The organism is Streptomyces sp. CGMCC 4.7035, from assembly GCF_031583065.1.
GTDB lineage: Bacteria > Actinomycetota > Actinomycetes > Streptomycetales > Streptomycetaceae > Streptomyces > Streptomyces yaanensis.
The window spans coordinates 7,361,614-7,386,983 of sequence record NZ_CP134053.1 but is presented as its reverse complement, the minus strand read 5'-3'; the positions used below and the strand labels follow the sequence as shown (position 1 = coordinate 7,386,983).

Here is a 25,370-nt window from a genome sequence, read left to right as displayed (position 1 = left end):
GCGAGTGGCATGACTGAGATCGCAACGGCGCGTCGCAGTCGGATCACGCCCGAGCGCGAGGCCGAGTTGTACGAGGCCGTGCTCGACCTGCTCCGGGAAGTCGGTTACGACGCCCTGACCATGGACGCCGTGGCCGCCCGCACGCGGTCCAGCAAGGCGACGCTCTACCGCCAGTGGGGCGGCAAGGCCGAGCTGGTGGCCAAGGCCATCCGTCACATCAAGCCGGGCCTCGCCGACGACGTCGACACCGGGTCCCTGCGGGGCGACTTCCACGCCCTCACGGCACGCGAGGACGACTGCGCCATGGAGCAGAACCACGCGCTGATGCGGGGTCTGGCCATGGCGACGCACACGAACCCGGACCTCCAGAAGGCGTTCCGGGAACTGCTCATCGAACCGGAGATGGCCGAGTTCCACCGCGTGGTGCAGCGGGCCGTCGACCGCGGTGAGGTCCGCGCGGACAACCCGGCGCGGGACTACGTGGTGCACATGCTGATCGGCGCCTTCGCCACCCGGGCGCTGATCGACAACCAGCCGCCGACGCAGGCGTTCCTGCTCTCGTACATCGACGCCGTGGTCCTCCCCGCCCTCGGCGTTCCCGCCATCTGACCGTCATCGCACCCCGTACCTGACGCGACCGCTCACGTCGTCGGGCCGATCACCCCTGCCCGTCCGCCGGGCTGATCACCCCTGCCCTGAACACCCCCACGACCTGACCGGAGTACGCCCTCGTGGCCACATTCCTCTATCGACTCGGCCGACTCGCCTTCCGGCGACGGCACTTCGTCGCCCTGGTCTGGGTGGCGCTGCTGACCCTCGCGGGCGTCGGCGCCGCCACCGCCCCCGCAGCGGGCTCCTCCTCCTTCTCCATCCCCGGCACCGAGGCCCAGAAGGCCTTCGACCTGCTGGAACAGCGCTTCCCCGGGATGAGCGCCGACGGGGCGACCGCACGCGTCGTCTTCAAGGCACCCGCGGGCGAGAAGTTGACGGACGCCGACAACAAGGCGGTTGTCGAGAAGACCGTCAAGGAGCTGTCCGACGGTTCCCAGGTCGCCTCCGCCGTCGACCCCTACGTGGCGAACGCCGTCAGCAAGGACGGGACGGTGGCGTACACGCAGGTGAGGTACGAGGCCCCGGCCACCGAGCTGACCGACGCCACGAAGGACGCCCTGGAGAAGGCCGCGCAGGACGCGCGCGGGACGGGGCTGACCGTCGAGACCGGCGGTGACGCGCTGAGCGCGACGCCCGAGAACGGGGCCACCGAGGCCATCGGCATCGCGGTCGCGGCGGTCGTTCTCGTCATCACCTTCGGCTCGTTGCTCGCCGCCGGCCTGCCACTGCTCACGGCCGTGGTCGGTGTCGGCATCGGCGTCAGCGCGATCACGGCACTCGCCAGCGCCCTGGACCTGGGATCGACCACGTCCGCCCTGGCGTCGATGCTCGGCCTCGCGGTCGGCATCGACTACGCGCTGTTCATCGTGTCCCGCTACCGGTCCGAACTGGCCGAGGGCCGCGAGCGCGAGGAGGCGGCCGGCCGGGCCGTGGGTACGGCGGGCTCGGCGGTGGTCTTCGCGGGCCTGGCCGTCATGATCGCACTCGTGGGTCTGTCGGTGGTGAACGTGCCGATGCTGACGAAGATGGGCATCGCCGCGGCGGGCACGGTCGCGGTCGCGGTACTGATCGCGCTGACGATGATCCCGGCGCTGCTGGGCTATGTGGGCCGCAGGATCAAGCCGGCGGGTGAGAAGAGCAGGTTCCTGGGTGGCGGCCGGGCCCCGAAGAAGCCGGGCAGGCCCAACATGGGCACGCGCTGGGCGAGCTTCGTCGTACGACGCCCGATCGCCGTCCTCCTGCTCGGCGTCCTCGGTCTCGGCGCGGCCGCGATCCCGGCGGCCTCGCTGGAGCTGGGCCTGCCGGACGACGGTTCGCAGCCCACGTCCACGACGCAGCGCCGGGCGTACGACATCCTCTCGGAGGGCTTCGGCCCCGGTTTCAGCGGGCCGCTGATGGTCGTGGTCGACGCGAAGGCGAGCGACGACCCGAAGGGCGCCGTCGCCAAGGTGACCGACGGGGTCAAGGGCCTCAAGGACGTCGTGACGGTGACCCCGGCGACGTACAACAAGGCCGGGGACACGGCGACGATCACCGTGATCCCCGACTCGAAACCGTCCTCGGCCTCGACCGAGAACCTGGTGCACGACATCCGTGCCGCGGGAGCCGGCACCAAGGCGGAGACCGGCGCGACGGTGCTGGTCACCGGCGCGACGGCGATGAACATCGACTTCTCGCAGAAGCTGAACGACGCACTGATCCCGTATCTGATCCTGGTGGTCGGCCTGGCGTTCCTGCTCCTGATCGCGGTCTTCCGTTCGATCCTGGTACCGCTGAAGGCGGCCCTCGGCTTCCTGCTGAGTGTGACGGCGGCGCTGGGCGCGGTGGTCGCCGTCTTCCAGTGGGGCTGGCTCGCCGGCCTCCTGGGAGTGGAGGAGACCGGCCCGATCATGTCGATGATGCCGATCTTCATGGTGGGCGTGGTCTTCGGCCTGGCGATGGACTACGAGGTGTTCCTCGTGACGCGGATCCGGGAGGCCTACGTGCACGGCGAGAAGCCCAGCCAGGCCGTGGTCACCGGATTCAGGCACGGCGCCCGCGTCGTGACCGCCGCCGCGGTCATCATGATCGCTGTCTTCTCCGGCTTCATCGGCTCCAGCGAGTCGATGATCAAGATGATCGGCTTCGGCCTGGCGATCGCGGTCTTCTTCGACGCGTTCGTGGTCCGGATGGCGATCGTCCCGGCGGTGCTGGCGCTGCTGGGCGGTATGGCCTGGTGGCTGCCGAAGTGGCTGGACCGCGCCGTGCCGAACATGGACGTGGAGGGCGAGGCGCTGCGCACCCGGGCCGACGACAGCGACCGCAGGGACCCGGACGAGGAGCGGGAGCTGGTGCGGGTCTGAGCACGGGCGCCTGAACGCCGCGAGGCGGACCGCGCCCCTTCGGGACAGCCCCGGGACAGACGCTCGACGAGGAGTTGGAGGAGGTCCGCCTCCTCCAACTCCTCGTCACTTACACTGTCGCCGTCACGCACCGTGAGGGGACATGTGAGCACCGTAAACGAAACACGAAGAAAGTCGCGGCGCCGCCTCATGCTCCATGGGGCACTGACCGCCGCGCTCGTCGCGCAGACGGCTGCGCTCATCGCGCAGCAGATGCAGATCGACGATCTGCAGGAACAGCATCTCCAGCTCAGTTCCGCGGGGACCGTAGGGGGCGAGCGGGCCAGGGGCCCCACCGGCCCGCCCGGCCCCACTGGTCCGCCCGGCCCCGAGGGACCGCAAGGCAGGGAGGGAAGGGACGGCAAGGACGGGAAGGACGGGAAGGACGGGAAGGACGGGAACGACGGGGACAACGGCAAGGACGGCAAGGACGGGACCGACGGGGCCAACGGGGCGAACGGGGCCAACGGGGCCGACGGAAAAGACGGGGATGATGGGGACAACTGGAACAACTGGAACAACGCGAATGGAGGGAAGGGGAAGGGCGGGAAGAACTGGCAGAACGCCGGCGCCGGATCAAAGCCGACCAAGTCCCGTGCCTACCGTTGGCGTCCCGCGAACAGGGCCCTCCGGGGCAACTCCGCCGTCAAGCAGGAGAAGATGTTCGACCCTTGCCTGACCGAACGGGGGCACCCGCGGTCGTGGATGGCGACGCCCGACGCACTGCGGCGCCGGAACGAGTGCCAACCGGACCGGTGACCAGGCGTGTTGCCCCGCTCCGGGAAGCACGCCGGTCGGGACCACGGTGGTGCCTGCCCGAGGGAGCATGGGAAGTGCATCTACCCCTCAGGATCAGGAAGTTGACGTCATGACCGACAAGCTCACCGTGAGCGTCCTGGGCACCGGGATCATGGGGGCCGCGATGGCCCGCAACCTCGCCCGCGCCGGACACACCGTCCGTGCCTGGAACCGCACCCGCGCCAAGGCCGAACCCCTCGCCGCCGACGGCGCGCACATCGCCGACACCCCCGCCGACGCCGTGCGGGGCGCCGACGTCGTGCTGACCATGCTGTACGACGGCGCCGCCGTCCTGGAGGTCATGCGGGAGGCCGCTCCCGCCGTGCCTCCGGGCGCCGTCTGGGCGCAGTCGACCACCGCCGGGATCGAGGCCACCGCCGAGCTGGCCGGCTTCGCCGACGAGCACGGCCTGGTCTTCTACGACGCCCCGGTGCTCGGCACCCGCCAGCCCGCGGAGGCCGGGCAGCTGACCGTGCTGGCCGCGGGCCCCGCCGAGGGCCGGGAGACGGTGACGCCGGTCTTCGACGCGGTCGGCGCCCGTACGGTGTGGACCGGCGAGGAGGCGGGCAGCGCCACCCGGCTCAAGCTGGTGGCTAACAGCTGGGTCCTCGCGGCCACCGCCGCGGCCGGCGAGGTGCTGGCGCTGGCCCGGGCCCTCGGCGTCGACCCGCAGCACTTCTTCGACCTCATCGCCGGCGGCCCGCTCGACATGGGCTATCTGCGCGCCAAGGCCGACCTCGTCCTGAACGGCAAGCTGTCCCCGGCCAGTTTCGCGGTGGCGACCGCGGAGAAGGACGCCCGTCTGATCGTCCGGGCCGGCGAGGAGAACGGCGTCCGCCTCGACGTCGCCGTCGCGACCGCCGAACGTTTCGCCCGCGCCGCAGCCCAGGGCCACGCCGACGAGGACATGGCCGCGGCGTACTTCGCGAGCTTCGACGAGGAGCCCCGTTCCTGAGGCCGCAAGCCCCTGTGCGCCGTGCGCCCGGGGGCGAGGAGGAGCACCCTGGAATCAGCGGTTCCGGAGGTGATCGTCATGAAGATGCACACCGCAGTGGGATGGCATGTGGAGCTCGAATTCGAGGAGGACGATGACCGCACGCGGGCGGCGGCGCTCGTACGGCTTCCCGACGGGAACGAAGTCCGCTCCCGCGGATACGCCAGCCGCCACCACACCGACGCGAATCAGCCCCGTGTCGGTGAGGAGATCGCAGGGGCCAGGGCGCTCAACGATCTCGCGATGCAGCTGCTCACGAAGGCGCACGACGAGATCGACGAGGCGTCAGGGAGGACGTCACGTCCGCTGACGCACTGAGTGCGTCCCGTCGATGCCCGTACGCGGTGCCGCGTACGGGCATCAACGCGTTGTGCCCACGGCTACGGCAGTGACGTACGCACCGCCCGGACCAGCGCCTGTGCCCGTAGGTCCGCCGTCACGCTCTTGCGGAAGCCGTTCGTGACATAGCCGAAGGCGATGCCCGACTCGGGGTCGGCGAAGCCGAGGGCGCCGCCGCGGCCCGGGTGGCCGAAGGAGCCGGGGCCGAGCAGCGGCGACGCGCTGCCGTGGAGCATGTAGCCGAGACCGAAGCGGGTGGTGACCACCAGCACGCGGTCGGGGCCGGCCGAGGCCTCCGCGCGGGCCTGTTCCAGGGTCTGCGGTGCGAACAGGCGTATGCCGTCCACCTCGCCGGTCAGCGCCGCGTAGAAGCGTGCCAGGCCGTCCGCCGTCGCGATGCCGTTCGACGCGGGCAGGACCGCCGCGCGGTAGGCGGGGTCGTTCTCGTCGGGCATCGGGGTGATCGCGGCGAAGGCGCGGCGGGTCAGGCTGTCGGGGTCCGCGTACGCCTCGGCGACCGCGCGCTTGGGGCGGGTGCGCAGGGCACCGTCCTGCGCCGGTATCTCGGCCGGGCCGACCCGGCCCACACGGTGCGCCTCCGTCCCGGGCAGGCCCACCCACAGGTCGAGGGACAGCGGCCCGGCGATTTCGTCCGCGATCCACGTGCCGATCGAACGGCCCGTGGCCCGCCGTACCAGCTCGCCCGTCAGCCAGCTGTAGGTCTGTGCGTGGTAGCCGTGGTCCGTGCCGGGCTCCCAGGCGGGGGCCTGCGCGGCCAGTACGGCTGCGGCGAGATCGGGGTCGGCCGCCTCGGCGGGCGTGAGCGGGCGGTCGAGCGCCGGCACGCCGGCGCGATGCGCCAGCACGTGCCGCACCAGCGTGTGCTCCTTGCCGTGCGCCTTGAACTCCGGCCAGTAGTGGCCGACCGGCGCGTCCAGGTCCAGCTCCCCGCGCTCGGCCAGCATCAGCAGCACGGCCGCGGCGACCCCCTTGGTCGCCGAGCGCACGATCTGCGCGGTGCCCTGCTCCCAGGGCTCCGCACCGTCGATGTCCCGCGTCCCGCCCCACAGGTCCACGACCTTGCGCCCGTCGCGGTACACGGCGACCGCCGCGCCCCGCTCGCCCTGTGTCTCGAAGTTGCGCACGAACGCGTCCCTGACCGGCTCGAAGCCTTCGGCCACAACGCCGTTCACGTCCACGTCCGCACTTCCCTTCGACTCGCCTTCGACGGGGGTGCAACACCTGCGCCGAGCCTGCGATTCCTTCGTCCCGCTAGCCCAGCACGATCGTTACATCGATGTTGCCGCGCGTGGCGTTCGAGTACGGGCAGACCTCGTGGGCCGCGTCCACGAGCTTCGCCGCGAGCTCCTGGTCCAGTTCGTCACGCGCCCATCGTCACGGAACGCGGGTCGAAGCCGAAGGGAAGCTCCAGACGGTGGGCGCGCATCAGCTCGTCGTCGGCCAGCAGCCCGCCCGTGGGGCCGTCCGCCGCGATCACTCCGTCGCTCAGGATGAGCGAGCGCGGGCACAGCTCCAGCGCGTACGGCAGGTCGTGCGTGACCATGAGGACCGTGACGTCCAGCGACCGAAGGATGTCGGCGAGTTCGCGCCGCGAGGCGGGGTCGAGGTTCGAGGACGGCTCGTCCAGGACGAGGATCTCCGGCTCCATGGCGAGGACGGTCGCCACCGCCACCCGGCGCCGCTGGCCGAAGGAGAGGTGGTGCGGCGGACGGTCCTTGAAATCCGTCATGCCGACCTGTTCGAGGGCCCGGTCGACCCGGTCCTCCAGCTCCGCGCCCTTCAGGCCGGCCGCCGCGGGCCCGAAGGCCACGTCCTCGCGGACCGTCGGCATGAAGAGCTGGTCGTCCGGGTCCTGGAAGACGATGCCGACCTTCCGGCGGATCTCGGCCATGTGCCGCTTCCCGACGGGGAGCCCGGCGACCGTCACCGTCCCGGCGCCACCGCTCAGGATGCCGTTGAGGTGCAGCACGAGCGTGGTCTTCCCGGCGCCGTTCGGCCCGAGCAGCGCGACCCGCTCGCCGCGCGCGATGGCGAAATCGACACCGAAGAGGGCCTGATGCCCGTCGGGGTACGCGAAGGCGAGGCCGGTCACTTCCAGTGAAGGTGTCGTAGGGGTCACAGGATCCATCCCAACAGGCAGACGACGAGGGCGGCGCAGGGCAGGGCGAGGGCGTACGACCACTGCGCCCGGGACGCCGTCACCTCGTCGATGACCGGCATCGCACCGGCGTATCCCCGGCTGACCATGGCCAGGTGCACGCGTTCACCGCGCTCGTACGACCGGATGAAGAGCGCGCCCGCGGACTTGGCGAGCACGCCCCAGTGGCGGATGCCGCGCGCCTCGAAGCCGCGTGACTCGCGCGCGATCCGCATCCGCCGCATCTCGTCGGTGATGACGTCGCCGTAGCGGATCATGAAGGACGCGATCTGCACGAGCAGGGGCGGCAGCTTGAGGCGCTGCAGCCCGAGGAGCAGTTCGCGCAGCTCGGTGGTGGAGGCGAGCAGGACGGAGGCGGCGACGCCGAGGGTGCCCTTGGCGAGTACGTTCCAGGCACCCCACAGCCCGCTCACGCTCAGGGACAGGCCGAGGACGTCGACGCGCTCGCCCTCGGCCACGAACGGCATGAGCACGGCGAAGGCGACGAAGGGGACCTCGATCAGCAGGCGCTTGAGGAGGAACCGGGCCGGTACGCCGGCCAGGTGCGCGACCACGCCGAGGAGGCCGGCGTACAGCGCGAACGCCCACATCGCCTCGCGTGGCGTGGACACCACGACGACCACGAAGGCGAAGGCGGCGGCGAGCTTGGTGTGCGGCGGCAGGGCGTGCACGGGGGAGTGCCCGTGCCGGTAGAGCCTGTGTGCGTGCCCGGCGCCCATGTCAGGCCACCTGGGAAGGTGCGTTCGTACGACGCCTGCGGACGGCCCAGAAGACCGTGCTGCCCGCGACGACCGTGACCCCCACACCGACCACGCCCGCGAGGCCGCCGGAGAGGCGGGCGTTCTTGACGTCCTTGACGCCGTAGTGGGCGAGCGGGGAGTCGGCGGCCGCGTGCTGCTCGGTCTTCTTGTCGATGCCCTTGTCGTGGGCGATCTTCTCCAGGCCGTCCGGGTTGGCGGAGGCGTAGAAGCTGACGAAGCCCGCGAGGACGAGGGAGGTGACGAGACCGGTGATCCACAGCTTGCGGTGGGACCGGGCGGCGACGGGCACGGGCTCGGCGGCCGGCGCGTCGACGAGCTCGCCGCCGACGCGCAGCTTGAGGCGCTGCTGGAGGCCCCGGGCGCCGTACACGAGATCGGGCCGTACGGCGATGACGGCGCCGACGGTCAGGGCGGTGATGGCGGCCTCACCGATGCCGATGAGGACGTGGACGCCGATCATCGCCGTGGCGACCTTGCCGATCGAGACGTCGGTGGTGCCGCCGATCGCGTAGATCAGGGTGAAGGCGACGGCGGCGGCCGGAACGGAGACGAGGGCGGCGAGGAAGGAGGCGACGGTGACGGAGCGGCGCGTGCGGGGCAGGACCCTGACCAGAGTGCGGAAGACGGCGTACGACACGACGGTCGTCACGATCGCCATGTCGGTGATGTTGACGCCGAGGGCCGTGAGGCCGCCGTCGGCGAACAGGATGCCCTGCATGAGGAGCACGACGGAGACGCACAGGACGCCGGTGTAGGGCCCGACGAGTATGGCGGCGAGTGCTCCGCCGAGCAGATGTCCGCTGGTGCCGGCGGCGACCGGGAAGTTCAGCATCTGCACGGCGAAGATGAACGCGGCCACCAGACCGGCGAGTGGCGCGGTGCGCTCGTCGAGTTCACGCCGGGCGCCCTTGAGGCTGACGGCGAGGGCGCCGGCGGCGACGACGCCGGTCGCGGCGGAGATGGGGGCGTTGATGAATCCGTCGGGGACATGCACCGCTTGAGGATACCCGCTTATTGCGAACGACTTGCAAGAGCCAGGTCGAGGTGAAAGCGGATCGCGTGCGTCAGGGGCCGCTTTTGTCTGGATATGCGACATTGGAGGAAAAGCGGATTCATACATTCTGCTTTAGTGACGCGGTGTGAGGAGTCGGCCGATGTCCGTCGTCGAGCAGTACGCACGAGCCCATGTGGTCACGGACTCCGAGGAAGCAACGGACGCCGTCCCCGTCGTCCTGCGCTACGACCCGGACGCCGACCCCCGTTCCGTCCGCATCGGCCTTCCCGGCCCCCACGAGTGGGCCTTCTCCCGGGACCTCCTGGAACAGGGCCTGAGCGCCCCGGCGGAAAAGGGCGACGTCCGCATCTGGCCGTGCGGCCGGGTCCAGGCGGTGATGGAGTTCCACTCGAAGCAGGGGGTCGAGGTGGTGCAGTTCGATTCGGAGGCGCTGGTCCGCTTCCTGCGGCGGACGTATACGGCGTAGGACGGTGTTCTGGTAGGGCGGTGTCCTGGTAGGGCAAGGAAGGGCGAGGGTGCGGGCCCGTCCGGACGGGCCCGCGGTACGGCGGTGGCGGGTCAGCTGCCGGCCCGCAGCAGTGCCGCCACGATCGGTCCTGCCGAGTCGCCGCCGTGGCCGCCCGCCTGGACCACGCCCGCCGCGGCCAGGTCGCCCTGCCACGCGGTGAACCAGCCATTGGGCTGCTTCTGGCCGTCGACCTCCGCCGAGCCCGTCTTCGCGCCGTCGTCCGGCCCCAGGCCCGCCATCGCCTTGGCGGCCGTGCCCGCCGCGGCCGTGTACCGGAGGACCTCCTTCAGCTGGGCCTGCGTCGACGCCGACATCGTGCGGGTCCCCTTCGCCAGGGTGCGGTTGTCCAGCGACGGGGAGACCAGGTAGGGCTGGTGGAAGACGCCCGTCTTCGCCGTGGAGACCACCGAGGCCATGTTCAGCGGGTTCATGCGAACGCCGCCCTGGCCGATCAGGGACGCCGCCATCTGGGCCGCGCTCTGCACCGGGACCGAGCCGTCGAAGGACGGGACGCCGATCGCCCAGTTGTTCATGCTCAGGCCGTAGATCTGCTGGGCGACCTTGGTGAGGTCGTCGTTCTGCAGCTTCTTCGCCTGGCTGATGAAGGCGGTGTTGCAGGACGCCGCGAAGCTCGCCCTGAACGTGCCGTTCTTGATCTCGAACTTGTCGTCGTTCTGGAACTTCCAGCCGCCGTACGTCACGTACTTGGGGCAGGGGTGCGCCTTGTCCGCCGACGCCAGGCCCTTCTCGAACAGCAGCGTCGACGTCACGATCTTCATCGTCGAGCCCGGTGCGAGGGAGCCCTGGAAAGCCACGTTGAAGCCGTGGTTGGAGTTCGCCACCGCCAGGATCTCGCCCGTGGACGGCCGCATGACGACCACGGACGCCTTGGCCTTCGTGGTCACCTCCTGTTCGGCCTTCGCCTGGAGCGTGGGGCTGAGCGTCGTCCGCAGCGTGCCCGGCGTGCCCTCACTCAGCGTCACCAGCGTCTTGTCGGGTGTCTTCTGTGTGCCCTGCTTCGCCGCCTTGCGCACGATGCGCAGCTCGATGCCCGCCTTGCCGCCGGCCTTCTTGCCGTATTTCTCGCGCAGTCCGTCCAGCACCGTGCCCAGGGACGGGTACTTGGCCGTCGTCAGTTCGCCGCCGCTGCGGTCCAGGGCCTTGATCGGGGGCGTGCCGGCCTCGCCCGTCAGCAGGCGGTCGCCCTCGGTCAGGTCGGGGTGCACCACCGACGGCTGCCAACGCACCAGCGGGACACCGTCCTCGGCGCGGCGCACCACCGTCAGCTTCGACTGGTACGCCAGCGGCTTGCTCTTGCCCTGGTACGAGACCGTCGCCTTGACGGAGAACGGGACCGACGCCCCGGAGGCCGTGCCGCGGGTCAGGGTGACGCCCGTGATGTGCGCGTCCTTGCCGTAGCCCGTCAGGGCCCGGGTCGCGGCCGCCGAGTCGTCGGTGGCCGCCGCCGCCTTGGCGACGTTCCCCTTCTGCCAGGCCGTGAGGAACGCCGTGGCCGTCGTCCGGACCTCGGACGCCGACACCGGGCCCGTCTTCACGGCCTTGTGGTGCGCGGCGGCCCCCGTACGGTCCTCGGCCGCCGCGCCGCCGCTCAGCAGGGTGTAGGCGCCGATGGCCCCTCCCACGCCGACTACGGCGATCAGTCCGCCGATCACCAGCGGCCCGGACTTCTTGCGCTCGACGGCGCGCCCTCTCTTGCCCACAGCTTTCGATCCTCCGCAGTCCCCAGGTCCCCCGGTGCCCTCACGCTCCTCAACGAGAACCACCACATTAGAGTCCCGCGGTGACACGGGTGACTTCAGCCGCCAGTTCGTAGCACAGCTGCGACGATAGGACCGGCCGCGTCGCCGCCGTGTCCGCCCTCCTGGGTCATGGCCGCCGCCGCGACGTCGTTCCGGTAGCCGGTGAACCAGCTGTTGGACTTGGCCTGTCCGTCGACCTCGGCGGACCCGGTCTTCGCGCCGATGTCCCCGCCGAGCCCCGCCATCACGCGCGCGGCGGTGCCCTGGGTCGCCGTCAGCCGCATCATCGCCCTGAGCTGGGCGACGGTGTTCGAGGACAGGCCCTTGGCGGTGGCCAGTTGGCGGTTGTCGAGCTTCGGTGAGACCAGGTACGGCTGCCGGAACGCGCCCGTGATCGCGGTCGAGGTCACCGACGCCATGTTCAGCGGGCTCATCTGGACCTGGCCCTGGCCGATGGCGTTGGCCGCGCGGTCCGGGCCGGTGGAGGCGGGGACGCTGCCGTCGAAGGAGACGATGCCCGTCTTCCAGTTGTCCTGTCCGAGTCCGAACCGCTCCTGGGCCTCGGCCGTCAGCGAGCCGTCCGTGAGCGGCTTCTCGTCGATCAGCTTCACGAAGGCGGTGTTGCACGAGCGCATGAAGCTGTTGGCGAGGGTGGCGTTCTCGTTGGGCGTCATGCCTTTGAGGTTGGTGAAGGTCTGGCTCTGCCACGTCGCCGAGGGCGGGCAGGGCGCCGGGCCGTTCATGGTGGTGACGCCGTTGTCGATGAGCATCGCCGATGTGATGATCTTCATCGTGGAGCCGGGCGCCAGCCGCCCCTCGAAGGCCGCGTTGAAGCCGTCGTTCCGATGGTTGGCGATCGCGAGCACCTCACCCGTGCTCGGCTTCACCGCCACCACCGACGACTCCGCGTACTGCTCGACCGCCCGCTCGGCCGCCGCCTGAGCGGTGGCGCTGAGCGTGGTGCGCAGCTTGCCGGGTGTGCCCTTGGCGAGGGTCAGCAGGGTCTTGCCGGGCCTGTGGGCATCGGCGCGCTCGACGGACAGTTCGATGCCCGGCTTGCCGCCGGCCTGGTCGCCGTACTTCTCGCGCAGCGCGTCCAGGACCGGGCCGAGGGACGGGTACTTCGCCCGGGTCAGCACCACGCCGTTTCGGTCCACCGCCTCGATCGGCGGGACCTTGGCCGCGCCGGTGACGAGTGTGTCGCCCTTCTCCAGGCCCGGATGGACGACGGACGGCTGCCAGTCGACCAGCGCCCGCCCGGTGGTGACCCCGCGCACGACGGTCAGCTTGCTCTCGTACGCGAGCGGTTCGGACTTCCCCTCGTACGACACCGTGGCCTTCACGGAGAACGGCACCGAGTCCCCGCTGCGCGCACCCGGCGCGATGTGCACCTTGGTGATGTGCGCGCTGCTGCCGTACGCGGTCAACAGCGGCTCCGCGTCGCCGGCGTTGTTCGTGTACGAGGCCGCGGTGGCCGCATCGCCCTTCGCCCAGGCGGCGAAGAACTTCGCGCTGGTCTCCTTGACCTCGTCGGCGGACGGCGGCCCGGTCTTCACGGGCGCGGGGCCGCCGAGACCGCTGCTCGAACTTCCCTCGAGCGCGGTCACGAAGTTGTACGCGCCGTATCCGGCACCCCCGACCATCACCGCCAACACACCGCCGACTATGGCGGCCTTGGCACCCTTACGCATCGCGTGTCCTCCCCTGCCCGCCCGGGCGGGCTCCCCGTATGAGCCTCCTGCTTTTTCTGAACGCGTTCAGAAAAAGCGGCCTGTGGGCACTCTATGCGGCGCGCGAGCACGTTGTGGACGGTGTTTCCGTTTGTTGGCCGAAGAGAGATCGGATGGCTGGACTCGAAGGGGCCTAGGCGCGCTGGACCCTGGCCAGGTTGGCGAACGCCGCCGCCAGGCCGCCCTGCGCCGCGCGGCTCCACCATGTCTCTCACCACAGTTCCGCGTCCGTGAGGCGTTCGTCGGCCCGGCCCAGCAGGCCGAGACTCAGGAGCATCTTCGCCTTGAACTCCCCTCTGGCGCAGGGGGTGAACAGCTCCAGTGCCTCACGGTGAATGGCCCGGCGTTCCGGCGTCGAGCTGGCTGCTTTCAGCACAGCCCCGACACGGCCCCGGCGGAGAGGTCCGGCCTGGGGTTGGGAACTGCTGCTGATTGACAGCACTTGGGCGCGTTCTGGTGTGCATGAGTGAGCATCTCGGCCACGACGTGCGCGCGCCTGGGTGGGGAACGGGAGTTCTTGCGTCGAATGCGTGACCTTTACGGGCGGTGTTCGTTGGGTGTGGTGACGGGTTCTTGGGCACCGGGCAGGGGGTGGTTGGCGTGGGCGGGCTGCGTCAGGTGGCGGCTTCGTTCGTGGTGCCCGGCCCGTCCGGGGTGGCCATCCGGTGCAGTCTGAAGGGGCTGACCGCGCAGGACGAGAACGTCCTGCGCATGGTCGGTGAGCTGCTCGGTTCCCTGGCCTCCCATGATCTGAAGGCCCGCTGCGCGGCCGGGCTCGATCACGACAGCGACCAGTGGGCCCAGCGCAAGCGGGCTTTGACCGAGGAGTCCTCCTCCCGCTGGGCGGGCAGCATCACCAAGGCCACGCACGACCAGTGGGCTCTGGCCCGGCGCGGGCAACTCGCCTGCTTACAGAACCTCGAAGCAGGCGTCGACACCATCACGCACCGGTTGTCGCTGCCGGTCGGGGCCAAGGGCTCCAAGGGCACGCCGGGCGGTTACCGCTCCAAGCAGGAGTGGTTCGCCAAGTCCCGGCGCCTGCACCTGCTCGAAGACCGGCTGGAGCGTGAGCGGGCCGACCGGGATGCCGGACGTGTGCGTGTGGTGCGGGGCGGAAAGAAGCTGCTGGGCGCTCGGCACAACCTGGAGGCCGCCCAGCTGGCCGAGGCCGGGTGGCGGCGCCGGTGGGAGGCCGAGCGCTGGTTCCTGCAGGCCGATGGCGAGTCGGGGAAGCGGTTCGGGAACGAGACGATCCGCGTCAGTCCGGGCGGTGAGGTGAGCATCAAGCTCCCCGCGCCGCTGGCCGGTCTTGCGAACGCGCCGCACGGCCGGTACGTGTTCGCCTGCCGGGTCGGCTTCCGGCACCGGGGCGAGGAATGGGCCGACCGCATCTCGGCGAACCGCGCCGTGGCGTACCGCATTCACTACGACGTGGCCCGTGACCGCTGGTACCTGACCGCTTCCTGGCAGATCCCGACCGTCAGGACGGTGCCGTTGGAAGCGGCCTGTGCCGGTGGGCTGGTCGGCGTGGATATGAACGCCGACCACCTGGCCTGCTGGCGGCTGGACGCCCACGGGAACCCGGTCGGTGAGCCCCGCAGGTTCGACTACGACCTGACCGGCAGCGCACCGCACCGGGACGCGCAGGTGCGGCATGCCCTGATCCGCCTGCTGCACTGGGCCAAGCGCCACGGCCTGGCCATTGCGATCGAGGACCTGGACTTCGCGGCGGAGAAGACCCGGGAGAAGCACGGGCGGCGCAAGCGGTTCCGCAAGCTGATCTCCGGCATGCCCACCGCGAGGCTGCGCAACAGGCTGGTGTCCATGGCCGCCGAACTCGGCATCACTGTCGTCGCTGTCGATCCCGCCTACACCAGCCGCTGGGGCGCCCAGCACTGGCAAAAACCTCTCACCACCAAGGCGCGCGAGACCACGCGCCACCAGGCTGCCGCCGTGGCGATCGGACGGCGCGCCCTGGGACATTCGGTCCGGCGACGGACGGCACCGCCCCCACAGCACCAGAGCGATGCTGTGGGGCATCGGACCGTCCAGGCCGCATCGGCCATCCCGGGGCGTGAGGAAACCCGCCCCCGCATTCCCGGACCACGGACACGATCCGCCGGCGCCGGATGCGGAGCGAAAGCGGGGGACCAGTGTGCCCACAACCGTTCGGGGCACACGGCTGAGCACGAGTCCTGGCAGGACTCACTCCCGCTCAGTCTCTAGGAACGGTTGAGCGGCATCAGGCGGAACAGCAGCGACTGCCGCTCGTCCAGCCTTCGGTAGGACAGGTCCTCCCGTTCCAGTTCGTCGTCACGGCGTACGGGCCTCAGGGCTTGGGGCCGATCGTGAAGTCGCCCGCCGTACCGATGTGGCCGATCTGGAAACTGGCCCCGTGAATGGTGTTGTTGGACATCGTCTGGGTGACCCGCACCGCGTGCCCTTCCGGCGCCTGACCCCGGATCTGCTCGACGAGCGCCTCAAGCTCCTCGCGGGCCTCGGGGTACTCCTCCAGAAAGTCCTGAAGCCGGGTCTGCCACTGTCCCGCGACCTGGCTCAGCACGGCTTCCCGGTCCTCCGCCGAGGCCTGCGCGACCGTCGCCGCGGAGGCGTCCAGACGGGCGAGCGACCTGTTCTCCTGGTTCGTGTCCCCGCGGCCCAGCAGCCGGCCGAACGTCCCTCGGACGCCCTCCCAGGCGTCACCGGCCATCGCCGTGGCCAGACTCGTGCCCCCCGCCAGCGCCAGCGCGGCGATCCATTCCAGCATCGCGGCCCCTCCGTCCCCCGACAGCGACCGGTGCCCGCCACCGTCGCTCGTCATCACACTAGAGGACGTCGCCGGTCGGCGAGGGCGAAACGGACCCGTCGACCACGGCGCGACCGGCCCTCGGAGAAGGGCGGTCACAAGTGCGGCCGAACGGCCCTTCGGCGGTCAGACCCAGGTGTCCAGCCACATCCGCGACCGCCACGAGTCGATCGGGATCGCCGTGCCCGTGTAGATCGGCCAGAAGTAGATGAAGTTCCAGGCGATCAGCAGCACCAGCACGCCCGCGCCCGCCGCTCCCGCGATCCGGCGGCGTTCGTCCGAGCCGGGCGGGCCCAGGATGCCGCCGATCATCATCGCCACCGCCAGGCACAGGAACGGGACGAAGATCACCGCGTAGAAGAAGAAGATCGTGCGCTCCTGGTACATGAACCAGGGCAGGTAGCCGGCCGCGATGCCGCAGGCGATCGCGCCCGCCCGCCAGTCGCGGCGGAACGCCCAGCGCCACAGGACGTACAGGATCGCGAAGCAGGCCGCCCACCACAGCAGCGGGGTGCCGAGCGCCAGGACCTCGCGGGCGCACTTCCCGCCCGCGTCCGCGGGGCAGCCGTCCTTGCCGGGGGACGGGGACTCGTAGAAGTAGGAGACCGGGCGGCCCACCACGATCCAGCTCCACGGGTTGGACTGGTACGTGTGCGGGGACGACAGGCCGACGTGGAACTTGTAGACCTCGTGCTCGTAGTGCCACAGGCTGCGCAGCCAGTCGGGCAGGAAGGTCCAGTTGCCGCCCTTGCCGTCGGTGGCCGCCCAGTTGCGGAAGTACCCGCCGGAGCCGTCGGCGGGGGAGAGGATCCAGCCGATCCAGCTGGTCAGGTAGACGGCCAGCGCGACCGGGACGGTGGCCAGGAACCCCAGGCCCAGATCGCGCTCGTACACCCGCAGGCGGGGGCGGCGGGCACCCGCCACGCGGCGCGCACCGACATCCCACAGGATGGCCATCACGCAGAACGCCGCGAGGACGTACAGGCCGCTCCACTTGGTGCCGATGGCCAGGCCCAGCATCAGCCCTGCCGTCCAGCGCCACGGCCGCCACCCGAAGCGGGTGGTCTCGGCGATGTGGGCGTCGGGGCGCATCCGGCCGTCCGCGTCCATCGGGAGCGCCGCCGCCAGTCTGGCGCGCGCCCTGTCCCGGTCGACTAGCAGACAGCCGAAGGCCGCCAGCACGAAGAACTCCAGGACGCCGTCCAGGAGCGATGTGCGGCTCATCACGAACTGCAGTCCGTCCACCGCCATCAGCGCGCCGGCCAGGCAGCCCAGGAAGGTCGAGCGGAACAGACGGCGGCCGATGCGGCACAGCAGCAGCACCGACAGCGTGCCGAGCACCGCCGTCATGAAGCGCCAGCCGAACGGATTGAAGCCGAAGATCAGCTCGCCGAGCCCGATCACGAACTTGCCGACCGGCGGGTGCACCACGTACGCGGCGTCCGTCGGGATCGCCACATGCCCGTTGTTCTGGAGGATCAGGTCGTTGGCGTCCTTCGCCCAGTTCGCCTCGTAGCCGTTGTGGACGAGCGCCCAGGCGTCCTTGGCGTAGTACGTCTCGTCGAATATCACCGCCTTGGGGCTGCCCAGGTTCCAGAACCGCATCAGCCCGGCCATGAGCGTCACGAGCAGCGGACCGCCCCACCCGGACCAGCGAGTGAGGCGATCGGCGACCTCCTTGCGCACGCCGATCGCCGCCCAGAGGCGCGGGCCGGGCTCGCTGTACGGCGGCACCAGCCGGTCGCGGACGTCGCTTCTCGGGCGTTCCGCGTATCCGAAGAAACGCAGCCGCTGCTGCCACGACGGCCGCTGGTCTTCGGTGGCCTGGCCCTGCCGGGTGTCCGTGGAGGACGCGGTACTGGTCACCGCGCCATCGTAGGGAACACGTCTGTGTGAGTCCCGTGGACTGGGCCTGCGAGGATGGAAACGTGACATCAACGCCCGGAACCCTGGTCCTCGCCGGCACCCCCATCGGGGACATCGAGGACGCGCCGCCGCGGCTCGCGCAGGAGCTGGCCACCGCCGACGTGATCGCCGCCGAGGACACACGGCGGCTGCGCCGGCTCACCCAGGCCCTGGGCGTACAGCCGGCCGGGCGTGTCGTGTCGTACTTCGAGGGCAACGAGTCCGCCCGGACGCCGGAGCTGGTCGAGGCTCTGGCGTCCGGGGCTCGCGTGCTGCTGGTGACGGACGCGGGGATGCCGTCCGTGTCCGACCCCGGGTACCGGCTGGTCGCCGCCGCCGTGGAGAAGGACATCCGGGTCACGGCCGTGCCCGGTCCGTCCGCCGTGCTCACCGCGCTCGCCCTGTCGGGGCTGCCCGTCGACCGGTTCTGCTTCGAGGGGTTCCTGCCGCGCAAGGCGGGCGAACGGCTGTCGCGGCTGCGCGAGGTCGCCGAGGAGCGGCGCACGCTCGTCTACTTCGAGGCGCCGCACCGGCTCGACGACACGCTCGCCGCGATGGCCGAGGCGTTCGGGGCCGACCGGAGGGCCGCCGTCTGCCGCGAGCTGACCAAGACGTACGAGGAGGTCAGGCGCGGTCCGCTGGGCGAGCTGGCGGTGTGGGCCGCCGAGGGCGTGCGCGGCGAGATCACCGTGGTCGTGGAGGGCGCGGGCGAGAAGGCCGCCGAGGAACTGGACGCGGCCGAGCTGGTGCGCCGGGTCCGGGTGCGGGAAGAGGCGGGGGAGCGCCGCAAGGAGGCCATCGCGGCGGTGGCGGCGGAGGCGGGCCTGCCGAAGCGGGAGGTCTTCGACGCGGTGGTGGCGGCGAAGAACGCCGACCGGTCGGGGTGAGTCCACGAAGGGGCCCGGAGGGGCTTATACCCCCTCTGAGCAGCGCGCATCTCTCATGAGCGTGCGCCCCATGGGTGGGCAAAGGGCTGTCGCCGAAAGCAAAGCGGTAACGGCGCGACCGGGTGGATTTGGCAAGCGAAGTCCAAATCGCCTCCAACACTCGACAGGGCCTGATGCGTTCGCGTCGGCGAAGGCGTCCACTGAGTGAAGGGACGAACCGTCCCTAGCCCAGCGGACAAGAGGAGCTGGCATGAGTGAGATCGCAGGGCAGCCCGGCGCGATGGCCCCGGCCGGTGCCGTCACCGGGCAGGCCGACCGAGGCGCGGCGACCGCCGTCGTACACGAGTCCTATTCCTTCGCCTGTATGCGATGCGGGCACGGCTGGGAGCAGTCGTACGAGATAGAGCACCACCTCGACGGGGACGGCAACGAGTTCGTGAGGTACGTGGCGGGGGGCAATGTCGTCCCGTCGCCACTGAGCCGGCCCACCTGCCTGAACTGCGACAGCCATGTGGTGCGCATCATGCGCCCCGGTCAGGTGTCCTCCGCGCAGAACTCCCTGCACCGGCACCGCCGTCCGGTGCCGCGGGCCGTCGGGGAGACCCTCGACGAGCCGCAGACCGAGTCCGGGAAGCCGCAGGAGGACCACCACTGGCACCTCTCGGACCTGCTCCACCCGTTCCACCACCGCAAGGCCGGGTGACGGATCCTCCCCGTACGACAGGGAGACGGGTTCTCCCCGTACGACAGGGTGATGGGTTCTCCCCGTACGACAGGGTGACGGATCCTCCCGTACGAGGTACGGCATGCCCCTTTCGTAGGATCGGGGCATGCCTTCCCAACCGTCCGACAAGAACGCGCCGCCGCCGCTTCCCGAGCCGCTCCGCGTGCCCGTCGCCGACTCGCACACCCACCTCGACATGCAGTCCGGCACGGTGGAGGAGGGCCTGGCCAAGGCCGCGTCCGTCGGTGTGACCACGGTCGTGCAGGTCGGCTGCGACCTGAAGGGCTCGCGCTGGGCCGCCGAGACGGCCGCCGCGTACGACGCCGTGCACGCGACCGTGGCGCTGCACCCGAACGAGGCGCCGCGCATCGTGCACGGCGACCCCGACGGCTGGTCCCGGCAGGGCGCGCGCGAGCCGGGAGGCGCCGCCGCCCTGGACGACGCGCTCGCCGAGATCGACCGCCTCGCCGCCCTCCCGCACGTCAAGGGCGTCGGTGAGACCGGACTCGACTACTTCCGCACGGGGCCCGAGGGCAAGGCCGCCCAGGAGCGGTCCTTCCGCGCGCACATCGAGATCGCCAAGCGGCACGGCAAGACACTGGTCATCCACGACCGCGACGCCCACGCCGACGTGCTGCGCATCCTCAAGGAGGAGGGTGCGCCGGAGCGGACCGTCTTCCACTGCTACTCGGGCGACGCGGAGATGGCCGAGGTCTGCGCGCGTGCCGGGTACTTCATGTCGTTCGCCGGGAACGTCACCTTCAAGAACGCGCAGCCGCTGCGCGACGCGCTCGCCGTGGCACCCCTCGGCCTCGTCCTCGTGGAGACCGACGCGCCGTTCCTGACGCCCGCGCCGTACCGCGGACGGCCCAACGCGCCGTATCTCGTTCCGGTCACCGTCCGCGCCATGGCCGCGGTGAAGGGGCTCGACGAGGACGCCCTGGCGACGGCCATCGCGGACAACACGGCGCGTGCCTTCGCTTACTGACCGACGACACCACAGGGACTCGTCCACTCCGGAAAGTGACCGTGTCGCTACGCGGTGTGACGCCGTTGCTTTGGGAGAGTGACGGCCGGCCGTTTGGTTCTGGTCGCCCGTTTCGGACCTCTCTGGAGCGTGTCGTCGTGAGCAACCGGCAGTACCCGCCGTACAGGACGTACGGCCCGATCCCGGCCAACGGGACCCGCGAAGCGTACGGTCCGGCCTCCCCGGACACCTACCGGCCCGCGTACGAGATGCGGGCCCGCGCGGCCCGCTCGTCGCGCGCCACCCAGCAACTCACCAGGCCGGGGCCCGCCCGGCAGACGGATGCCGCGCCACGCGCCGAAGGGCGCGCACAGGCCCGGCACGCCGCTCGGCGCAGGAAGGGCGCGCGGCCCGACCCCGTGCGCCGACTGCTGCCGCAGGCGCTCGTCGTCGTCTTCCTCGCCGGCGGCACCACCGCGTTCGTCGCCAAGGACAAGGCCGTCGACCTGACCGTGGACGGCAGGCCGCGCGCGCTGCACACCTTCGCCGACGACGTGGGCGAACTGCTCACACAGGAGGGCGTGCGGCTGGGGAGGCACGACGTCGTGGCACCCGGGCCCGGGACGCCGCGGGCCAGCGGCGACGACATCTCGGTGAGCTACGGCCGTCCCCTGGACCTCACCCTCGACGGGCAGCGACGCCAGGTGTGGACGACGGCGCCCACGGTGGACGGCGCGCTCCAGCAGCTCGGGGTGCGTGCGCAGGGCGCGTACGTATCGAGCTCGCCCTCCCGGCGGATCGGCCGCGAGGGGCTCGCCCTGGATGTCCGCACCGAACGCACGGTGACGGTCATGGCGGACGGGCAGGCGCGCACGATCCGGACGAACGCGGCGACCGTACGCGAGGCCGTCGACGAGGCCGGGGTCACCCTGCGCGGGCAGGACACCATGTCCGTGGAGCCGGGGAGCTTTCCCCGCGACGGGCAGACGGTGACCGTGCTGCGGGTGATCGGCTCCAAGGAGGTCCGCGAGGAGCGGATCCCGTTCCACGTGCGGCGCATGGACGACCCGACGCTGTTCAAGGGCACGGAGATCGTGGTGCGCGCAGGAGAGCCGGGCACGCGCCGGGTGACATACGCCCTGCGCAGCGTCAACGGCGTCCGGGAGAGACCGAGGCGAATCAGCTCCGAGGTGGTGAGCCGGCCGCAGGCGATGCTGGTGCGGGTGGGCACCCAGTCCCGCCCGGCCTCCGTGCGGGGCGCGGAGCACCTGAACTGGAAGGGGCTCGCGAAATGCGAGTCCGGCGGCCGGCCGCACGCGGTCGACCGGTCGGGCACGTACGGCGGCCTCTACCAGTTCGACCACCACACCTGGCGCAGCCTCGGCGGCTCGGGCCGCCCCCAGGACGCGTCGACCGAGGAACAGACGTACCGGGCGAAGAAGCTGTACGTGCGCCGGGGCAGCACCCCGTGGCCGCACTGCGGGAGGCGGCTGTACAGGTGAGCCGGGATGCGCGGCGGCCACCACCCGGCGGCCGCGCATGCACGGCCGCCCCGCGCCGCCCCGTACCCTTGGTCCGTGAGCAGCCCCACCCCCGACGCCCTCCTGGGCCCTGCCGACATCCGTGAGCTGGCGGCGGCCCTCGGTGTACGCCCGACCAAGCAGCGCGGCCAGAACTTCGTCATCGACGCCAACACCGTGCGCCGCATCGTGCGCACCGCCGACGTGCGCCCCGACGACGTCGTCGTGGAGGTGGGACCCGGGCTCGGCTCGCTGACGCTGGCGCTGCTGGAGGTCGCCGAGCGCGTCACCGCCGTCGAGATCGACGACGTCCTGGCGGCCGCCCTGCCCACGACCATCGCCGCACGGATGCCCGAGCGCGCCGACCGGTTCGCGCTGGTGCACTCCGACGCCCTGCACGTGCGCGAACTGCCGGGCCCGGCGCCCACCGCACTCGTCGCGAACCTCCCGTACAACGTCGCCGTGCCCGTCCTCCTGCACATGCTCGACACCTTCCCGAGCATCGAGCGGACGCTGGTGATGGTGCAGTCCGAGGTCGCCGACCGGCTGGCCGCCGCGCCCGGGTCCAAGGTTTACGGGGTGCCGTCCGTGAAGGCCAACTGGCACGCGGACGTCAAGCGTGCCGGAGCCATCGGGCGCAATGTCTTCTGGCCCGCGCCCAACGTCGACAGCGGGCTCGTCTCGCTGGTGCGGCGGGCCGAGCCGGTCAAGACCTCCGCGTCGAAGGCGGAGGTGTTCGCGGTCGTGGACGCGGCGTTCGCCCAGCGCCGCAAGACGCTGCGGGCCGCGCTCGCCGGGTGGGCCGGTTCGGCCGCCGCGGCCGAGGCCGCGCTCGTCGCCGCCGGGATCTCGCCGCAGGCACGCGGGGAGTCGCTGACGGTGGAGGAGTTCGCCCGCATCGCCGAGAACCGCAGCGCCGAGAACGGCGAGAACAAGGAGCCGGTCCAGCAGTGAGCGCGAGGGTGACCGTACGCGTCCCGGCCAAGGTCAATGTGCAGCTCGCGGTCGGCGGCGCACGCCCCGACGGCTTCCACGACCTGGCGAACGTCTTCCTGGCCGTCGGGCTCTACGACGAGATCACGGTGACCCCGGCCGACGAGCTGCGCGTCACCTGCTCGGGGCCGGACGCCGCGCAGGTGCCGCTGGACCGTACGAACCTGGCGGCGCGGGCGGCGCTGACGCTCGCCGAACGCCACGGGCTCGGCGCGGCCGACGCGGCCGTGCACATCCACATCGCCAAGGACATCCCCGTCGCGGGCGGTATGGCGGGCGGCAGCGCAGACGGTGCCGGGGCGCTGGTGGCGTGCGACGCGCTGTGGGGCACGCGGGCCTCGCGCGAGGAACTCCTCGACATCTGCGCCGAGTTGGGCAGTGATGTGCCGTTCAGCCTGGTGGGCGGGGCGGCGCTGGGCACCGGACGGGGCGAGAAGCTCAGGGCGCTGGAGGTCGGCGGGACCTTCCACTGGGTGTTCGCGATGGCCGGACGGGGACTGTCGACTCCGGCGGTCTTCCGGGAGTTCGACCGCCTCAACGAGGGCGTACGGATCCCCGAGCCCGTCGCCTCACAGGAACTGCTGGACGCGCTGGCGAAGGGGGACGCCGGGGCGCTCGCGGCGGCGGTCTCCAACGACCTCCAGCCGGCCGCGCTGTCGCTGTTCCCGGAACTGGCGCGGACGCTGGACGCGGGGCGGGCGGCGGGGGCGCTCGCCGGGCTGGTGTCGGGGTCGGGGCCGACGACGGCGTTCCTCGCGGGGGACGCGGCGGGTGCGGAGGAGATTGCGCGGGCTCTGCTCGACTCCGGTACGTGCAGGTCGGCGCGGGTGGCTGTGTCACCGGCGCCGGGGGCGACGGTCGTCTGAGGCGCCCGGAGCTGGGGTTGGCCGGGGGTGGGTTTCGCTTACCGGCGCTTGCCGGGTGCCTCCCTCAGGCTCTTCGAGCAGGAGTACCCCCAGCGCCCACCCGTGCCGCCCTGGGGGTCCCCCCAGGCCCTTAAGGCACTGGGGGAGGCGCGACTGCCCGCAGCTACGTATGGCACGACTGCCCGCAGCTGCGTACGGCGCGACTGCCCGCAGTCGGGAAAGTGGCGTACTCAGAGTCGAGTTGAGTACGAGCACGCTCACGCGTCCCCCCGCGTCCGCGCGACCGTACCCCCATGAGACCCAGCGACCTCGCCGCCGCCACCCCGGCCTCCCGCGACCGCTTCATCGATCTGTTGCGGGTCGCCTCGCTCGGTACCGTCGTGCTCGGCCACTGGCTGATGGCGGCTGTCTCCGTGGGCGCGGACGGACGCGTCCAGGTGGGGAACCTGCTCGCCGTCGAGCCGCAACTCCAGCTGCTGACCTGGGTGTTCCAGGTCATGCCGGTGTTCTTCTTCGTCGGCGGCTTCTCGCACGCCCTCTCCTACCGGTCGACCGTCCGCCGGACCCCCAAGGCCTACTCGGTCTTTCTGCGCGCCCGGCTCCAGCGGCTGCTGCGGCCGACCGTCGTGTTCATCGGCGTGTGGGGCGCGGCGGCGCTCGTCCTCCAACTGGCGGGCCGTGGCGGCGGGTTGCTCGACATCAGTCTGCGGCTGGTCGCGCAGCCGCTGTGGTTCGTCGGGATCTATCTCGCGATGGTGGCCTTCACGCCCCCGCTGCTGAGGCTCCACGAGCGATTCGGCTGGGGTGCCTTCGGCGGACTGGTCGCCGCGGCCGTGGTGGTGGACCTGCTCCGGTTCGGCCTCGGCGTCCCCTATGTCGAGTTCCTCAACTTCGCCTTCGTCTGGCTGGCGATCCACCAACTGGGATTCCTGCGCGCGGACGGGAGACTGACCCTGCCGTACGTCCTCGCCGGTGCGGGACTCGTGGGAGCCGCGCTGCTGGTGGCGTACGGTCCGTATCCGCTGTCGATGGTCGGGATGCCCGGCGAGAAGGTCTCCAACATGGCGCCGCCCACGCTGGCGCTGCTGTGCCACGGGCTGTGGCTGGTCGGCGCGGTGGAACTGCTGCGCGCTCCCGCCGCGCGGTGGCTGAGTCGTCCGCGCGTGTGGCGTACGGTCGTCGCGGCCAACGGCATCTCCATGACCGCCTTCCTGTGGCACCTCACGGCGATGCTCGGCGTCTACGGGGTGCTGCTCGCCGTGGGTGCCCGGATGCCGGAACCCGCCTCGGGTACGTGGTGGATACAGGTACCATTGCGGATCCTGGCCGCCGCGATGCTCACCGGGGTCCTGGTGGCCGTCTTCCGTCGCTTCGAACAACCCTCGGGCGTACGGGAGTCGAGTGCGCCGCGCGCCTGGGCGGGACCCGCCGCTGCGCTCGGCGTCACCTTGAGCCTCTTCGGCGTACTGGGCCTGTCGATGGTCGGCTTCGGGGGTCTCCTGGAGGGCCGTACGGCACTGCTGATAGCCGTCCATGTCACCGCGCCGGTGGCGGTGGTGATGACGCTCGCGGGGTGGCTGCTGGTGGAGCGGGCGGGGCGGGGGCGGGGTGCCACCGCCTGACGG

At 71.3% G+C, this 25,370-nt stretch carries 23 protein-coding genes and 1 pseudogene; 14 read left to right on the top strand and 10 right to left on the bottom strand.

The features are described 5' to 3' along the window. The first annotated feature begins 9 nt into the window (after positions 1-9). The 5 genes from Q2K21_RS32435 (at position 10) to Q2K21_RS32415 (ending at position 5,103) form a co-directional block, all read left to right on the top strand. Positions 10-609, top strand: a complete 600-nt coding sequence (locus Q2K21_RS32435) for a TetR/AcrR family transcriptional regulator (protein ID WP_310778565.1) — start codon at positions 10-12, stop codon at positions 607-609. A gap of 122 nt (positions 610-731) precedes the next feature. Next, complete coding sequence (locus tag Q2K21_RS32430; RefSeq protein ID WP_310778562.1) at positions 732-2,954, top strand: MMPL family transporter; 2,223 nt, start codon at positions 732-734, stop codon at positions 2,952-2,954. Between the two features lie 189 nt (positions 2,955-3,143). Beyond that, positions 3,144-3,752, top strand: coding sequence for a hypothetical protein (locus tag Q2K21_RS32425; RefSeq protein ID WP_310778560.1), 609 nt, complete (start codon positions 3,144-3,146; stop codon positions 3,750-3,752). A 109-nt stretch (positions 3,753-3,861) separates the two neighbouring features. Beyond that, on the top strand, positions 3,862-4,746 hold the full coding sequence (locus Q2K21_RS32420) for an NAD(P)-dependent oxidoreductase (protein WP_310778557.1): 885 nt from the start codon (positions 3,862-3,864) through the stop codon (positions 4,744-4,746). A 78-nt stretch (positions 4,747-4,824) separates the two neighbouring features. Next, complete coding sequence (locus Q2K21_RS32415; protein ID WP_310778555.1) at positions 4,825-5,103, top strand: DUF1876 domain-containing protein; 279 nt, start codon at positions 4,825-4,827, stop codon at positions 5,101-5,103. Between the two features lie 62 nt (positions 5,104-5,165). Here Q2K21_RS32415 and Q2K21_RS32410 read toward each other — a convergent pair whose 3' ends face one another. The 5 genes and pseudogenes from Q2K21_RS32410 to Q2K21_RS32390 all read right to left on the bottom strand — a co-directional run bounded on the left by Q2K21_RS32410 (position 5,166) and on the right by Q2K21_RS32390 (position 9,058). Continuing rightward, the gene (locus tag Q2K21_RS32410) at positions 5,166-6,323 is read right to left on the bottom strand and encodes a serine hydrolase domain-containing protein (RefSeq protein ID WP_310778553.1); all 1,158 of its coding nucleotides are present in this window, start codon (positions 6,321-6,323) and stop codon (positions 5,166-5,168) included. 73 nt (positions 6,324-6,396) lie between these two features. After that, positions 6,397-6,501 (bottom strand): annotated as a pseudogene (locus Q2K21_RS32405) (organic hydroperoxide resistance protein); the annotation flags it as partial. A 4-nt stretch (positions 6,502-6,505) separates the two neighbouring features. Beyond that, the gene (locus Q2K21_RS32400) at positions 6,506-7,273 is read right to left on the bottom strand and encodes an energy-coupling factor ABC transporter ATP-binding protein (protein ID WP_310778550.1); all 768 of its coding nucleotides are present in this window, start codon (positions 7,271-7,273) and stop codon (positions 6,506-6,508) included. After that, complete coding sequence (gene cbiQ / locus Q2K21_RS32395) at positions 7,261-8,022, bottom strand: cobalt ECF transporter T component CbiQ (RefSeq protein ID WP_310778547.1); 762 nt, start codon at positions 8,020-8,022, stop codon at positions 7,261-7,263. The genes Q2K21_RS32400 and cbiQ overlap by 13 nt, the downstream gene beginning before the upstream one ends. Position 8,023: 1 nt before the next feature. Further along, positions 8,024-9,058 carry an energy-coupling factor ABC transporter permease gene (locus Q2K21_RS32390; protein ID WP_310778544.1) on the bottom strand — a complete coding sequence of 345 codons (1,035 nt, stop codon included), beginning with the start codon at positions 9,056-9,058 and terminating at the stop codon, positions 8,024-8,026. A 160-nt stretch (positions 9,059-9,218) separates the two neighbouring features. On the opposite strand from Q2K21_RS32390, the gene Q2K21_RS32385 reads away from it, so the two are divergent. Beyond that, positions 9,219-9,545 carry an SsgA family sporulation/cell division regulator gene (locus Q2K21_RS32385; protein WP_310778542.1) on the top strand — a complete coding sequence of 109 codons (327 nt, stop codon included), beginning with the start codon at positions 9,219-9,221 and terminating at the stop codon, positions 9,543-9,545. Between the two features lie 92 nt (positions 9,546-9,637). Here the strand turns inward: Q2K21_RS32385 and Q2K21_RS32380 are convergent, their stop codons facing one another. The 3 genes from Q2K21_RS32380 to Q2K21_RS32370 all read right to left on the bottom strand — a co-directional run bounded on the left by Q2K21_RS32380 (position 9,638) and on the right by Q2K21_RS32370 (position 13,453). Continuing rightward, a complete protein-coding gene (locus tag Q2K21_RS32380; RefSeq protein ID WP_310778539.1) occupies positions 9,638-11,308 on the bottom strand; it encodes a penicillin-binding transpeptidase domain-containing protein in 1,671 nt (556 codons plus the stop codon). 95 nt (positions 11,309-11,403) lie between these two features. Then, a complete protein-coding gene (locus Q2K21_RS32375) occupies positions 11,404-13,038 on the bottom strand; it encodes a penicillin-binding transpeptidase domain-containing protein (RefSeq protein WP_310778536.1) in 1,635 nt (544 codons plus the stop codon). 250 nt (positions 13,039-13,288) lie between these two features. Continuing rightward, positions 13,289-13,453 (bottom strand): hypothetical protein, encoded by a 165-nt coding sequence (locus Q2K21_RS32370; protein WP_310778533.1) that lies wholly within the window; start codon positions 13,451-13,453, stop codon positions 13,289-13,291. A gap of 224 nt (positions 13,454-13,677) precedes the next feature. On the opposite strand from Q2K21_RS32370, the gene Q2K21_RS32365 reads away from it, so the two are divergent. Further along, positions 13,678-15,303, top strand: coding sequence for an IS200/IS605 family accessory protein TnpB-related protein (locus Q2K21_RS32365; RefSeq protein ID WP_310778530.1), 1,626 nt, complete (start codon positions 13,678-13,680; stop codon positions 15,301-15,303). A 103-nt stretch (positions 15,304-15,406) separates the two neighbouring features. On the opposite strand, the gene Q2K21_RS32360 is transcribed toward Q2K21_RS32365, so the two are convergent. Continuing rightward, positions 15,407-15,898 carry a hypothetical protein gene (locus tag Q2K21_RS32360; RefSeq protein WP_310778528.1) on the bottom strand — a complete coding sequence of 164 codons (492 nt, stop codon included), beginning with the start codon at positions 15,896-15,898 and terminating at the stop codon, positions 15,407-15,409. A gap of 111 nt (positions 15,899-16,009) precedes the next feature. After that, the gene (locus Q2K21_RS32355; protein ID WP_310778525.1) at positions 16,010-17,749 is read right to left on the bottom strand and encodes a dolichyl-phosphate-mannose--protein mannosyltransferase; all 1,740 of its coding nucleotides are present in this window, start codon (positions 17,747-17,749) and stop codon (positions 16,010-16,012) included. 62 nt (positions 17,750-17,811) lie between these two features. Between Q2K21_RS32355 and rsmI the strand changes: the two genes are divergently transcribed. The 7 genes from rsmI to Q2K21_RS32320 all read left to right on the top strand — a co-directional run bounded on the left by rsmI (position 17,812) and on the right by Q2K21_RS32320 (position 25,367). Then, a complete protein-coding gene (rsmI, locus tag Q2K21_RS32350; protein ID WP_310778522.1) occupies positions 17,812-18,675 on the top strand; it encodes a 16S rRNA (cytidine(1402)-2'-O)-methyltransferase in 864 nt (287 codons plus the stop codon). Positions 18,676-18,925: 250 nt separating this feature from the next. After that, on the top strand, positions 18,926-19,378 hold the full coding sequence (locus tag Q2K21_RS32345) for a hypothetical protein (protein WP_386275896.1): 453 nt from the start codon (positions 18,926-18,928) through the stop codon (positions 19,376-19,378). A 127-nt stretch (positions 19,379-19,505) separates the two neighbouring features. Beyond that, positions 19,506-20,387 carry a TatD family hydrolase gene (locus Q2K21_RS32340; RefSeq protein WP_310778519.1) on the top strand — a complete coding sequence of 294 codons (882 nt, stop codon included), beginning with the start codon at positions 19,506-19,508 and terminating at the stop codon, positions 20,385-20,387. Positions 20,388-20,524: 137 nt separating this feature from the next. Continuing rightward, entirely contained in the window at positions 20,525-21,868 is a 1,344-nt protein-coding gene (locus tag Q2K21_RS32335; protein ID WP_310778514.1) for a ubiquitin-like domain-containing protein, read from the top strand. A gap of 75 nt (positions 21,869-21,943) precedes the next feature. Then, positions 21,944-22,840, top strand: a complete 897-nt coding sequence (rsmA, locus tag Q2K21_RS32330) for a 16S rRNA (adenine(1518)-N(6)/adenine(1519)-N(6))-dimethyltransferase RsmA (RefSeq protein WP_310778510.1) — start codon at positions 21,944-21,946, stop codon at positions 22,838-22,840. Beyond that, positions 22,837-23,745: a 4-(cytidine 5'-diphospho)-2-C-methyl-D-erythritol kinase gene (locus Q2K21_RS32325; protein WP_310778507.1), complete on the top strand. Its 909-nt coding sequence runs from the start codon at positions 22,837-22,839 to the stop codon at positions 23,743-23,745. Before rsmA ends, Q2K21_RS32325 begins: the two co-directional genes overlap by 4 nt. 293 nt (positions 23,746-24,038) lie before the next feature. Continuing rightward, positions 24,039-25,367 (top strand): acyltransferase family protein, encoded by a 1,329-nt coding sequence (locus tag Q2K21_RS32320; protein WP_310778504.1) that lies wholly within the window; start codon positions 24,039-24,041, stop codon positions 25,365-25,367. Positions 25,368-25,370: the final 3 nt, after the last annotated feature.

Bases quoted from the DNA above. Each gene is read 5' to 3' on its own strand.
- Q2K21_RS32435 (WP_310778565.1), top strand. From the start codon at position 10: ATGACTGAGATCGCAACGGCGCGTCGCAGTCGGATCACGCCCGAGCGC.
- Q2K21_RS32425 (WP_310778560.1), top strand. From the start codon at position 3,144: ATGCTCCATGGGGCACTGACCGCCGCGCTCGTCGCGCAGACGGCTGCG.
- Q2K21_RS32420 (WP_310778557.1), top strand. From the start codon at position 3,862: ATGACCGACAAGCTCACCGTGAGCGTCCTGGGCACCGGGATCATGGGG.
- Q2K21_RS32415 (WP_310778555.1), top strand. From the start codon at position 4,825: ATGAAGATGCACACCGCAGTGGGATGGCATGTGGAGCTCGAATTCGAG.
- Q2K21_RS32400 (WP_310778550.1), bottom strand. From the start codon at position 7,273: ATGGATCCTGTGACCCCTACGACACCTTCACTGGAAGTGACCGGCCTC.
- cbiQ (WP_310778547.1), bottom strand. From the start codon at position 8,022: ATGGGCGCCGGGCACGCACACAGGCTCTACCGGCACGGGCACTCCCCC.
- Q2K21_RS32385 (WP_310778542.1), top strand. From the start codon at position 9,219: ATGTCCGTCGTCGAGCAGTACGCACGAGCCCATGTGGTCACGGACTCC.
- Q2K21_RS32375 (WP_310778536.1), bottom strand. From the start codon at position 13,038: ATGCGTAAGGGTGCCAAGGCCGCCATAGTCGGCGGTGTGTTGGCGGTG.
- Q2K21_RS32360 (WP_310778528.1), bottom strand. From the start codon at position 15,898: ATGACGAGCGACGGTGGCGGGCACCGGTCGCTGTCGGGGGACGGAGGG.
- Q2K21_RS32345 (WP_386275896.1), top strand. From the start codon at position 18,926: ATGAGTGAGATCGCAGGGCAGCCCGGCGCGATGGCCCCGGCCGGTGCC.
- Q2K21_RS32340 (WP_310778519.1), top strand. From the start codon at position 19,506: ATGCCTTCCCAACCGTCCGACAAGAACGCGCCGCCGCCGCTTCCCGAG.
- Q2K21_RS32320 (WP_310778504.1), top strand. From the start codon at position 24,039: ATGAGACCCAGCGACCTCGCCGCCGCCACCCCGGCCTCCCGCGACCGC.